Source organism: Pseudomonas cerasi (assembly GCF_027983475.1).
GTDB lineage: Bacteria > Pseudomonadota > Gammaproteobacteria > Pseudomonadales > Pseudomonadaceae > Aquipseudomonas > Aquipseudomonas cerasi.
On the sequence record NZ_JAQJVM010000001.1, the window covers coordinates 596,593 to 608,583 of the forward strand.

At 57.0% G+C, this 11,991-nt stretch carries 13 protein-coding genes, 1 tRNA gene and 1 pseudogene; 14 read left to right on the top strand and 1 reads right to left on the bottom strand.

Annotated elements, in window-relative coordinates; all coding sequences use genetic code 11:
• Nucleotides 1–81 precede the first annotated feature (81 nt).
• From PI739_RS02715 to PI739_RS02780, 14 genes are all read left to right on the top strand, one after another.
• Nucleotides 82–828 (top strand): YebC/PmpR family DNA-binding transcriptional regulator, encoded by a 747-nt coding sequence (locus tag PI739_RS02715; protein ID WP_003364734.1) that lies wholly within the window; start codon nt 82–84, stop codon nt 826–828.
• A 130-nt stretch (nt 829–958) separates the two neighbouring features.
• Nucleotides 959–1,483 (top strand): crossover junction endodeoxyribonuclease RuvC, encoded by a 525-nt coding sequence (gene ruvC / locus PI739_RS02720; RefSeq protein ID WP_003364732.1) that lies wholly within the window; start codon nt 959–961, stop codon nt 1,481–1,483.
• A gap of 86 nt (nt 1,484–1,569) precedes the next feature.
• Complete coding sequence (gene ruvA, locus PI739_RS02725) at nt 1,570–2,178, top strand: Holliday junction branch migration protein RuvA (protein ID WP_003364731.1); 609 nt, start codon at nt 1,570–1,572, stop codon at nt 2,176–2,178.
• On the top strand, nt 2,179–3,240 hold the full coding sequence (ruvB, locus tag PI739_RS02730; RefSeq protein WP_003433316.1) for a Holliday junction branch migration DNA helicase RuvB: 1,062 nt from the start codon (nt 2,179–2,181) through the stop codon (nt 3,238–3,240).
• 134 nt (nt 3,241–3,374) lie between these two features.
• Nucleotides 3,375–3,842 carry a tol-pal system-associated acyl-CoA thioesterase gene (gene ybgC / locus PI739_RS02735; RefSeq protein ID WP_003314364.1) on the top strand — a complete coding sequence of 156 codons (468 nt, stop codon included), beginning with the start codon at nt 3,375–3,377 and terminating at the stop codon, nt 3,840–3,842.
• The gene (gene tolQ, locus PI739_RS02740) at nt 3,832–4,527 is read left to right on the top strand and encodes a protein TolQ (protein ID WP_002554655.1); all 696 of its coding nucleotides are present in this window, start codon (nt 3,832–3,834) and stop codon (nt 4,525–4,527) included. The genes ybgC and tolQ overlap by 11 nt, the downstream gene beginning before the upstream one ends.
• Before the next feature lie 14 nt (nt 4,528–4,541).
• Nucleotides 4,542–5,006, top strand: a complete 465-nt coding sequence (gene tolR / locus PI739_RS02745; RefSeq protein WP_002554654.1) for a protein TolR — start codon at nt 4,542–4,544, stop codon at nt 5,004–5,006.
• Nucleotides 5,006–6,076, top strand: a complete 1,071-nt coding sequence (gene tolA, locus PI739_RS02750) for a cell envelope integrity protein TolA (protein ID WP_003364724.1) — start codon at nt 5,006–5,008, stop codon at nt 6,074–6,076. Before tolR ends, tolA begins: the two co-directional genes overlap by 1 nt.
• A 47-nt stretch (nt 6,077–6,123) precedes the next feature.
• Nucleotides 6,124–7,374, top strand: a complete 1,251-nt coding sequence (gene tolB, locus PI739_RS02755) for a Tol-Pal system beta propeller repeat protein TolB (protein WP_210434907.1) — start codon at nt 6,124–6,126, stop codon at nt 7,372–7,374.
• Between the two features lie 52 nt (nt 7,375–7,426).
• Nucleotides 7,427–7,930 (top strand): peptidoglycan-associated lipoprotein Pal, encoded by a 504-nt coding sequence (gene pal / locus PI739_RS02760; protein ID WP_003314369.1) that lies wholly within the window; start codon nt 7,427–7,429, stop codon nt 7,928–7,930.
• Nucleotides 7,931–7,936: 6 nt separating this feature from the next.
• Nucleotides 7,937–8,755, top strand: a complete 819-nt coding sequence (gene ybgF, locus PI739_RS02765; RefSeq protein WP_080377286.1) for a tol-pal system protein YbgF — start codon at nt 7,937–7,939, stop codon at nt 8,753–8,755.
• A gap of 171 nt (nt 8,756–8,926) precedes the next feature.
• Nucleotides 8,927–9,574 carry a 7-carboxy-7-deazaguanine synthase QueE gene (gene queE, locus PI739_RS02770; RefSeq protein WP_003390957.1) on the top strand — a complete coding sequence of 216 codons (648 nt, stop codon included), beginning with the start codon at nt 8,927–8,929 and terminating at the stop codon, nt 9,572–9,574.
• Between the two features lies 1 nt (nt 9,575).
• Complete coding sequence (gene queC / locus PI739_RS02775; protein ID WP_003364714.1) at nt 9,576–10,265, top strand: 7-cyano-7-deazaguanine synthase QueC; 690 nt, start codon at nt 9,576–9,578, stop codon at nt 10,263–10,265.
• Between the two features lie 63 nt (nt 10,266–10,328).
• Nucleotides 10,329–10,404, top strand: a tRNA-Lys gene (locus PI739_RS02780).
• Nucleotides 10,405–10,734: 330 nt separating this feature from the next.
• Here PI739_RS02780 and PI739_RS02785 read toward each other — a convergent pair.
• Nucleotides 10,735–11,885, bottom strand: a pseudogene (locus PI739_RS02785) (IS3 family transposase).
• Nucleotides 11,886–11,991 lie beyond the last annotated feature (106 nt).

The window sequence follows — 11,991 nt, forward strand, 5'->3', positions numbered from 1 at the left end:
TGCCCTTATTGAGTGAAGCTTTTTGCCCGGGCTGTTCGGGGCGGAAGGTGAAGGTGTTTCAAAAAGAATCTGGAGCGAAAAATGGCAGGTCATTCTAAGTGGGCGAACATCAAGCACCGCAAAGAGCGTCAGGATGCCAAAAAAGGCAAGATTTTCACCAAGTGGATCCGTGAGCTGACCGTTGCTGCACGTCAGGGCGGCGGTGACCCTGGTTCCAACCCGCGTCTGCGTCTGGCGCTGGACAAGGCGCTTGGTGCGAACATGACCCGTGACACCATTGATCGTGCGGTGGCGCGAGGGGTAGGGGCATCCGACGGTGATGATGTCGAGGAGCTGGGTTACGAGGGCTACGGTCCGGGCGGCGTGGCGATCATGGTCGAAACCATGACCGACAACCGCAACCGTACCGCGGCGGCTGTGCGCCACGCATTTACCAAATGCGGCGGCAATCTCGGCACCGACGGCTCTGTTGCCTACCTGTTCGATCGCAAGGGCCAGATATCCTTCGCTGCCGGTGTCGATGAGGATTCGCTGATCGAGGCTGCCATGGAGGCCGATGCAGACGATGTCGTGACCAACGAAGACGGCTCGATCGATGTGTTCACATCGTTCTCCGGGTTTTACGCGGTGCGTAACGCATTGGAGGCTACGGGCTTCAAGGCGGCAGATGCAGAAATCGTCATGCTGCCGACCACCAGCGCCGTGCTTGATCTGGAAACCGCTGAAAAGGTACTCAAGCTGATTGATATGCTCGAAGACCTGGATGACGTGCAGAACGTCTATTCAAACGCGGAAATCCCGGATGAAGTGATGGAGCAGCTGGGCTGATCGCTCACCGGTAACACCAGGTCGGAAGCCGGGGGAACGAAGCTGTGAGCAACACGCAGCTATCGGCCCCCGGCTTCTGCCTTTATGCTGCACCTATTGTTTTGCGTGACCTCCTCAAGCTGCAGGCGTTATGACTCTTATTCTTGGTATCGATCCCGGTTCGCGAATTACCGGCTATGGTGTGGTACGCGACACCGGGCGCGGCTGTGTCTATGTCGCGTCGGGCTGTATCCGCACTGGCAGCGGCGAGCTGCACGAGCGTTTGCAGATCGTTTATCGCGGTGTGCGGGAGGTCATCAAGACCTACGGACCTGTGACGATGGGTATCGAAAAGGTGTTCATGGCGCGTAACGCCGATTCGGCATTGAAGCTGGGGCAGGCCAGGGGCGCGGCCATCGTGGCGGGTGCCGAAGAAGCGCTGGAAATTGCCGAATACACCGCAACCCAGGTCAAGCAGGCCGTTGCAGGAACCGGCGGTGCCAATAAAGAACAGGTGATGATGATGGTCATGCACCTGCTCAAGCTGACCCAGAAACCGCAAATCGATGCGTCCGATGCCCTTGCCATCGCCCTGTGCCACGCGCATACGCGCTCCAGTCTGATTCCTCACGGGTTGGGCACTGCGCGCAGTCGCGGCGGCCGCTTGCGGCTCTGACTGGCATTATGTGTCCGCCTATTTTCTATGATGACGGTGTTCAACTTCTTCGCGCGAGCGACAGGCAACACGAAAGGATCTGAAACGTGATTGGACGTTTACGCGGCTCTCTCGCCGAAAAGCAGCCTCCGCATCTGGTGCTGGATGTCAACGGTGTCGGCTATGAGGTGGAAGTGCCGATGACCACCCTGTACCGGCTGCCGCATGTTGGCGAAACGGTGACTTTGCACACCCACCTGGTGGTCCGCGAGGACGCGCACCTTTTGTACGGCTTCTACGAAAAGCGCGAACGCGAGCTGTTTCGTGAGCTGATCCGGCTCAATGGCGTCGGCCCCAAGCTGGCACTGGCGCTGATGTCCGGTCTGGAAGTCGATGAGCTGGTGCGTTGCGTGCAGGCGCAGGACACATCAGCGCTGACGCGTATCCCCGGCGTGGGCAAGAAGACCGCCGAGCGGCTGCTGGTCGAGCTCAAGGACCGTTTCAAGGCCTGGGAGTCCTTGCCAGGCACCTTTACGCTGGTTTCCAATGGCCCCAATCAGGCCGAGCCTGTCGCGTCGGCAGAGTCCGATGCGGTCAGCGCACTGATTTCGCTGGGCTACAAACCTCAGGAGGCGAGCAAGGCCGTCTCCGCCATCAAGGAAAAAGATTTGAGCAGTGCGGATCTGATTCGCCGTGCGTTGAAGGGGATGGGTTAAGTGATAGACGCCGACCGCCTGATAACCGCCACTGGTGGCCGTGATCGTGATGAACAGATGGACCGCGCGATTCGGCCACTGAGCCTCGCGGACTACATCGGCCAGCCGACCGTACGCGAGCAGATGGAGTTGTTCATCCAGGCTGCCCGTGGTCGCAGCGAAGCGCTGGATCACACGCTGATCTTCGGTCCGCCCGGCCTGGGCAAGACCACGCTCGCCAACATCATCGCTCAGGAAATGGGCGTGTCGATCAAGAGCACGTCCGGCCCGGTCCTCGAACGGCCTGGCGATCTGGCAGCGATCCTGACCAATCTCGAACCCAATGACGTACTGTTCATCGACGAGATCCATCGTCTGTCGCCGATCGTCGAGGAAGTGCTGTACCCGGCAATGGAAGACTTCCAGCTCGACATCATGATCGGTGAAGGCCCGGCAGCGCGTTCGATCAAACTTGATCTGCCGCCGTTCACGCTGGTCGGCGCGACCACTCGCGCCGGCATGTTGACCAACCCGTTGCGCGATCGCTTCGGCATTGTGCAGCGACTCGAGTTTTACAACATCGCCGATCTTTCGACGATTGTCTCGCGCTCGGCAGGCATTCTGGGGCTGGTCATCGAACCGCAGGGCGCTTTCGAGATCGCCAGGCGCGCCCGTGGCACGCCGCGTATCGCCAACCGCCTGTTGCGTCGGGTGCGGGATTTTGCCGAAGTTCGTGGCAACGGGCAGATTACCCGGCAGACAGCCGACAAGGCCCTCAACCTGCTGGACGTCGACGAGCACGGCTTCGATCATCAGGACCGGCGTTTGCTACTGACCATGATCGAGAAGTTCGACGGTGGTCCGGTGGGTATCGACAGCCTGGCAGCGGCTATCAGCGAGGAGCGTCATACCATCGAGGACGTACTCGAGCCCTATTTGATCCAGCAAGGCTATATCATGCGCACACCTCGCGGGCGTGTGGTCACCCGGCATGCGTATCTGCATTTCGGCCTGAACATCCCGTCGAGGATGGGGGAGATACCAGTGCCGGACGATTTTGGCGACGAGCCTGTGGATTTATAGCGATGGCTTGCAATTTATTTGCGGTCTCTGTGGTCACATTGCCAGTCCTGCCGCCGATACCTGTAACTAAGTGGCAAAAGGTTGAAAAACAGTTGCCTGACCCGATTGGCAACCTGAGGAGTAAGCTCTAGAGTATGCGCGCGCAAAACGGGGTTCAGTCGTTCGCACATCGCTGTCGCGTTTATTACGAGGACACCGATGCCGGCGGCATCGTCTACTACGTCAATTATCTGAAATTCATGGAGCGGGCTCGTACCGAGCGGCTACGGGAATTGGGCTTTGCCCAATCCGAACTGGCGCAGGAAAACCTTTTATTTGTCGTGCACTCCAGTGAGGCTCGTTATCACAAGCCGGCGCGGCTGGATGACGAGTTGCTCGTCAGTGCGGAAGTAACCGAATTGAATCGCGTCAGCCTGCGCTTTAAACAGCAGATCAGGCGGGCGTCGGATGCAACGCTGCTCTGTGAAGGGCAGTTCCTGGTGGCGTGTGTACGCGCCGATAGTTTTAAACCCCGGGCCATTCCCGAAGCTCTGCGAGCGGCCTTTGCCGACCAGGGCGGCGCGGGCATACATTCAGAGCAGGAGATAAAGCGTGGAAGCTAACGTCGTCGACCATTCCTCCATGTGGAGTTTGGTCAGCAATGCCAGCATTGTTGTTCAGTTGGTAATGCTGATTCTGGTAGCTGCTTCGGTCACTTCGTGGATCGTGATTTTTCAGCGCAGCAACATGCTGCGCGCAGGCCGACGTGCACTGGACAGCTTTGAAGAGCGTTTCTGGTCGGGTATCGATCTGTCCAAACTGTACCGTCAGGCGGGCAGCAATCCCGATCCGGACTCGGGCGTCGAGCAGATCTTCCGTGCCGGTTTCAAGGAGTTTTCGCGCCTGCGTCAGCAGTCCGGCGTCGATCCTGATGCGGTCATGGAAGGTGTGGCGCGCGCCATGCGTGTTGCCATCTCCCGCGAGGAAGAGAAGCTCGAAGCGGGTCTGCCATATCTGGCGACCGTGGGTTCTACCAGCCCTTATGTCGGTCTGTTCGGTACTGTCTGGGGGATCATGAACTCCTTCCGCGGTCTGGCGACGGCGCAGCAGGCAACGCTGGCGACCGTGGCACCGGGCATTGCCGAAGCACTGATTGCAACGGCCATCGGCCTGTTTGCAGCCATTCCGGCCGTTATTGCCTATAACCGTTTCGCCGCGCGCAGTGAGACCTTGATCAGCCGTTACTACACGTTCGCTGACGAGTTCCAGGCCATCCTGCACCGTAAAGTGCACACCAGCGAAGAGTGAGCAGGTAATTCCCCATGGCTTTAATCGCTCGAGATCGTCGCAGAAAACGCAAGCCGGTCGCCGAAATGAACGTAGTGCCCTACATCGACGTGATGCTGGTGTTGCTCGTGATTTTCATGGTGACGGCTCCCATGATCAACCAGGGCGTGAAAGTCGACTTGCCCAAGGTCTCCAGCGAGGCTTTGCCGCAAGACAACAACAATCAGGTCCTGACCATTTCGATCAAGGCTGACAAGACCTATTACTGGAACCTTGGCAGCGAAGTCGATACCGACAAGCAGATGGACAAGGCAATGACCCTGCCACAGCTGACTGCCGCAGTGACCAAGATCGTCGCTGCCGGTCGTGATGCAGGCAAGCAGACGCAGGTTTTCATTCGTGGTGACAAGACCGTCGATTACGGCTCGGTCATGGGCACGATGGGCGGGCTGCAGAAGGCTGGGGTCGGGAATGTTGGCTTGATTACCGAGGCACCCTGATGCAGCCGATTCGAGAGCCGTCCGCCTCGGAAAGCTACTTCTGGCCCAGTGTCTGGGCCGTGGCATTGCATATTCTGATCTTTGGCATGCTGTTCGTAAGCTTTGCCATGACTCCGGATCTGCCCGAAGCCAAGCCTATCGTTCAGGCAACGCTCTATCAGCTCAAGTCCAAGAGCCAGGCCACTACCCAGACCAACCAGAAGATTGCCGGTGAGGCGAAGAAAACCGCTGCGCGACAAACCGAAGTCGAACAGCTGGAGCAGAAAAAGATCGAGCAGCAAAAACAGGAAGCTGTAAAAGCTGCGGAACAAAAGAAAGAAGAGGCTGCTCAAAAAGCCGAAGAGCAGAAAGCTGCCGACGAAGCCAAAAAGGCCGAACAGAAAGCAGAGGAGGCCAAAAAGGCTGACGATGCCAAGAAAGCCGATGAAGCCAAGAAGGTTGCCGACGCCAAAAAGCTTGAAGAGAAGCAGCAGGCTGATATAGCCAAGAAAAAGGCCGAAGAAGAGGCGAAGAAAAAAGCCGAAGAAGACGCCAAGAAAGCTGCTGCCGAGGAAGCCAAGAAACAGGCTGCTGATGAGGCCAAGAAAAAGGCCGCAGAAGACGCCAAGAAAAAGGCTGCCGAGGACGCGAAGAAGAAAGCCGCTGCCGATTCCGCCAAGAAGGCGCAGGAAGCAGCCCGTAAATCCGCCGAAGACAAGAAGGCGCAGGCATTGGCCGATTTGCTCTCCGACAAACCGGAGCGGCAGCAGGCTTTGGCTGACGAGCGGGGCGATGAAACGGCTGGCAGTTTCGATGACCTGATTCGTGTCAGGGCTTCCGAAGGCTGGAGTCGTCCACCATCGGCACGTAACAACATGTCGGTAACGTTGCAGATCGGGATGTTGCCCGACGGTACGATTGCCTCTGTATCGATTGCCAAATCCAGTGGTGACGGACCGTTTGACAGCTCTGCGGTTGCTGCGGTGAAGAACATTGGACGTTTGACAGAAATGCAGGGTCTGAAGCCGGCTGACTTCGCGCCCTATCGTTCATTCAAGATGACATTCACACCTGGAGATCTAGCCTTGTGATCAACCTTTTTCGAGGACTGCTGGTCGTTCTCTGTTTCGCATCCGCAATGGTGTCGGCAGAAGAAAAGAACATTCTGGTCACCAGCGGCAGTGACCGTGCAGCGCCCATCGCTGTTGTGCCTTTCGGATGGCAGGGCGGTAACGTTCTGCCTGAAGACATGGCCGAAATCATAAGCAACGATCTGCGCAACTCCGGCTACTACGCGCCGATCCCGAAGCAGAACATGATCAGCTTGCCGACCCAGGCCAGCGAAGTCATTTTCCGTGACTGGAAAGCGCTGGGTGCCCAGTACGTCATGGTCGGCAACATCACGCCTGCCGGCGGACGTCTGCAGATCCAGTACGCACTGTTCAACGTCGCTACCGAGCAGCAGGTACTGACCGGCAACGTATCGGGTACCAATGACCAGCTGCGTGACATGGCGCATTACATTGCCGACCAGTCGTTCGAGAAACTCACCGGTATCAAGGGTGCGTTTTCCACTCGTATGCTCTACGTGACGGCCGAACGCTTCTCGGAAAACAACACGCGTTACACCCTGCAGCGTTCGGATTACGACGGTGCTCGTGCGGTAACCCTGTTGCAATCCCGTGAGCCAATCCTGTCGCCGCGTTTCGCGCCGGACGGCAAGCGTATTGCCTATGTCTCGTTCGAACAGAAGCGTCCACGCATCTTTGTTCAGCACATCGATACCGGTCGTCGCGAACAGATCACCAACTTCGAAGGCCTGAACGGTGCGCCTGCCTGGTCGCCGGATGGCAGCAAGCTGGCGTTCGTGCTGTCCAAGGACGGCAACCCGGAGATCTATGTAATCAATCTGGCGTCGCGTCAATTGAGCCGCGTCACCAACGATTCTTCGATTGATACTGAACCTTTCTTCGGTAAGGACGGGTCTACGCTATACTTCACGTCGGACCGTGGCGGCAAGCCACAGATCTACAAGACCAATATCAATGGCGGCGGTGCCGAACGCGTGACGTTCGTGGGTAACTACAACGCCAACCCGAAATTGTCAGCCGATGAAAAGACGCTGGTAATGATTCACCGGCAGGACGGCTTCACTAATTTCAAGGTGGCAGTGCAGGATTTGGCCCGCGGTAGCGTAAAAATCCTCACAGATAGCAACCTTGATGAGTCGCCTACTGTTGCGCCCAACGGCACCATGGTAATCTACGCCACCCGCCAGCAGGGCCGGGGAGTCTTGATGCTCGTGTCCATTAATGGACGCGTAAGGCTCCCGCTTCCTACCGCTCAAGGCGAAGTCAGAGAACCTTCCTGGTCCCCTTACCTGAACTGACGCGGCGCTACACGATTTGCTTAACACACTGGGGTTCATTAGGAGTTTCAAGATGGAAATGCTGAAGTTTGGTAAATTTGCTGCGCTGGCTCTGGCCATGGCCGTAGCTGTAGGTTGCTCGTCCAAAGGCGGCGACAATGCCGGTGCAGGCGGTGCTGCTGTTGATCCTAACGCTGGTTACGGCGCCAACTCGGGTGCTGTTGACGGCTCTCTGAGCGAAGAAGCTGCTCTGCGCGCAATCACCACCTTCTACTTCGAATACGACAGTTCGGACCTGAAGCCAGAAGCCATGCGCTCCCTGGACGTGCACGCCAAAGACCTGAAAGCTAACGGCGCTCGCGTTGTTCTGGAAGGCAACACCGACGAACGTGGTACTCGCGAGTACAACATGGCACTGGGCGAGCGTCGTGCGAAAGCCGTTCAGCGCTACCTGGTACTGCAAGGTGTTTCCCCAGCTCAGCTGGAACTGGTTTCCTACGGCGAAGAGCGTCCAGTTGCTACCGGCAACGACGAGCAGTCCTGGGCTCAAAACCGTCGCGTCGAACTGCGTAAGTAATTTGACATGCGAACGTGCCGACGTGCTCTAACCGTTTTGGCCCTCGCCCTTCCGCTTTCAGCGTTGGGTGCGGCACCTGTGGTCGATAACAATTCTGGCTCTGGCAGCAGCAGTTATCCGCCAGCGGGTTATGGCACGTCCGGCGCCTATGCCGGGGGAGGGGTTACGGCCCCTGCCTCGGCACAAGGTCAGCTGTTCATGCAGCTGCAGCAAATGCAGGACGAAATCGCGCGTTTGCGCGGTGTTGTCGAGGTCCAGCAAAATGATATCCAGCGCATCAAGCAGGAAGCTCTGGAGCGTTATCAGGAACTCGATCAACGTATAGCCAGTGGCGCAGCCGCTCCGGCTACCAATAATTCCCAACCTGCTGGTGGCGCTATCGACGCCGGCGGGACGCCTTCGGCCTCAGCGGCTCAGCAGGCACCGGCAGCAGGCACTGAGCCTCCTGATCCGGCGAAGGAAAAGCTTTATTACGAAGCAGCCTTCGATTTGATCAAGGCAAAGGATTTCGACAAGGCCAGTCAGGCCTTCACCGCTTTCCTGCGCAAATACCCCAACAGCTCGTATGCGGGCAACGCCCAATACTGGCTGGGTGAAGTAAATCTGGCCAAAGGCGACCTTCAGGGCGCTGGTCAGGCGTTCGCCAAAGTCAGTCAGCAGTATCCGAAGCATGCCAAGGTGCCTGATTCGCTCTACAAGCTGGCTGATGTCGAACGCCGTCTGGGTCATACCGATAAGGTAAAAGGCATATTGCAGCAGGTCGTTGCCCAGTATCCGGGCACTTCAGCTGCACAATTGGCGCAACGGGATCTCCAGCGCCTTTGATGTCCTGACCCGCTGATCAAGAAAGCCGCGCTAGTCGCGGCTTTTTTCGTTAGAATCTCGCACCCGAAATTCCGGTACACCTTACGCTTTTCTGGATTCCGCGATTGCCGAGTCCCTTGAAGTGCCTGACGGAGGCGGACGGCCTGTTTAGCTGTTACGCCCGTGGCTGATATGCAAGACACATTACGCATCACCGAAATCTTTCACTCGTTGCAGGGTGAAACCCGTACGGCTGGCCTGCCCACCGTATTCGTACGCCTTACCGGCTGCCCGTTGCGCTGTCAGTACTGTGACAGTGCCTACGCGTTCAGTGGCGGCACCATTCAGACGCTGGACGACATCCTTGGACAAGTGGCCTCCTATCGCCCTCGTTATGTCTGCGTCACTGGTGGCGAACCTCTCGCCCAGCCCAATGCCATTCCGTTGCTGAAGCGTCTTTGCGATGCAGGCTATGAAGTGTCTCTGGAGACCAGTGGTGCTCTGGATATCTCGGCGGTGGACCCTCGTGTCAGTCGCGTAGTAGACCTCAAGACCCCAGGGTCAAAAGAAGTCTCGCGTAATCGCTACGAGAACATGGAACTGCTGACGGCCAATGATCAAGTTAAATTCGTGATCTGTTCGCGCGAGGATTATGACTGGGCCGTTTCCAAGCTGATTCAGTACGGTCTTGATCGTCGTGCGGGCGAAGTTCTGTTCTCGGCCAGCCACCACGAGCTCAAGGGCCGTGATCTGGCGGACTGGATCGTGGCGGATAACCTGCCGGTACGCCTGCAGATGCAGTTGCATAAAATTCTTTGGGATGACGAGCCGGGGCGCTGATATGAGTGAATTGACCAAGACTGAAAAAAGAGCCGTGATCCTCCTGTCTGGTGGTTTGGACTCTGCGACCGTCGTAGCCATGGCACGCGCCGAGGGTTACACCTGTTACACCATGAGCTTCGATTACGGCCAGCGTCATCGCGCCGAGCTGGATGCCGCTGCACGCGTTGCCGGTGATCTCGGTGCCGTGGAGCACAAGGTCATCGGCCTGAACCTCAACGGTATAGGTGGCTCGGCATTGACCGACAGCTCGATTGCCGTGCCTGAGTCGCCTTCTGAAGGCATTCCGGTCACCTACGTACCGGCACGCAACACCGTCTTCCTGTCGCTCGCCCTGGGCTGGGCAGAGGTCCTGGGCGCGCGGGATATCTTCATTGGCGTCAATGCCGTGGATTACTCGGGTTATCCGGATTGCCGTCCCGAGTTTGTCGAGTCATTCGAGCGCATGGCCAATCTGGCTACCAAGGCCGGTGTGGAAGGGCAGGGCTTCACCATCAGGGCGCCGCTGCAGAATCTGAGCAAGTCGGACATCGTCAAGGCTGGCACTGCGTTGGGAGTCGATTACTCGCTGACGGTTTCCTGCTACCAGGCTGACGACCAGGGTCGTGCCTGTGGCAAATGCGACAGCTGCCGTTTGCGCGCAGAGGGCTTTACCGCCGCCGGTATCGCAGACCCGACTCGCTATTTTTAAAGTTTTTTAAAAAAGGTGTTGAATTACTGATAAAAATCAGTAATATACGCGCCACACAACAGAGGGTCGTTAGCTCAGTTGGTAGAGCAGTTGGCTTTTAACCAATTGGTCGTAGGTTCGAATCCCACACGACCCACCATTTCGAAAATCTGGAAGGCCCATGAAAATGCGGATTTCCAGGTTTTTTTTTGCCTTGCAGATTATCCGGCCTGAGGTGGGGTAGCTGATTGGGCTTCCGTCACGGCATTTCAGCTGATCGGCGGGGTCGTAAGCAGGGCGCCCAGTGGCCTTAGGCTGAGCTTTCTCAAAGCCGAGCTGGCCCAGATCGAGCTTGGCGACATACAGGTCGATAACCCGTACGAGGTTATCTTCAGGGATCAGTTCCTCCAGCGAGACCGGGAACAGGCTGGTCTGGCAACGGGACTCTCCTTGTATGTAGGCCATAACGGAGTGAATCGCCCCGGATTTTCTAGACACCTTGCAAGCTCATTGCGTAACGTTTTTCGAACTCTACCGGTGACAGCTGATTGTTGAAACCATGGCGGCGTTTTGGGCTGTAGAACATCTCGATGTAATCGAACACATCACTACGAGCATCTTGCCGTGAGGTGTAGATTTTCCGCTTGATTCGTTCCCGTTTCAGAAGCTGGAAAAAGCTCTCAGCCACGGCGTTGTCATGACAATTGCCTCGGCGGCTCATGCTGGCAACCAAATTGTTTGCCTTCAAAAAACTGCCCCAATCGGAGCTGCTGTACTGGCTGCCCTGGTCGGAGTGAACCATCACCTCTTGTTTCGGTTTTCGCCTCCAAACCGCCATCAATAACGCATCAATGGCCAAATCACTGGTCATCTGCGACTTCATTGACCAGCCAACGACCTGACGAGAAAACAGATCCAGCACCACCGCCAAATACAGCCAGCCTTCATACGTACGAATGTAGGTGATGTCGGTGACCCAAACCTTGTTGGGTTCCACGACATCGAACTCGCGCTTCAGTAATTTGGGTGAGGCGACCGCTGGCTTACCGCCGTACTTTCCAGGGCGACGTCGATACCCTGTCTGAGGGCGCAGACCTTCAAGACGCATCAACCTCGCCACACGATGCCGACCACAATCTTCACCGACCTCGCGCAGGTCTTCATGGATTTTGCGATAACCATAAACTCCGCCGCTCTCCAGCTACGAGTGCTTGATCAAACCCAGCAATCGCTGGTCGTCTTTAGCGCTTGCAGATTGCGACTCAGACAACCAAGCGTAATAACCACTGGGATGGACTTTCAGCGTCAGGCAAAGCCGTCGAATGGAGTAGTCGCCCGCGCGCTGCTTGATAAAGGCGTACTTCAGCCGCACTCCTTGGCAAAGTACGCGGCGGCCTTTTTTAAGATGTCTCGCTCTTCAGTGACCCGCTTGAGTTCCGCTCGCAGACGACGCAGTTCAGCGTGCTGATCATCGTCTTGCTGCCGTTCTACCTGAGGTTTGCTGTAGCGCTTTATCCAGGCATAGAGGCTATGCGGCGACACGCCAAGACGCGCCGCCACATCAGCGACAGGCAGCTTCTTTTCGGTCACTTGATTGACCGCTTGGATTTTGAATTCTTCGGGATAACGTGGGTTGCTCATGGCACCTCCTGATTGGCCTCAGTTTAAGGCATGGAGGTGTCTACGAAACCCGGGGCGATTCAATATGCACTGAGCGATGCTCGCACTGCGATTGTCGGCAAAGCTT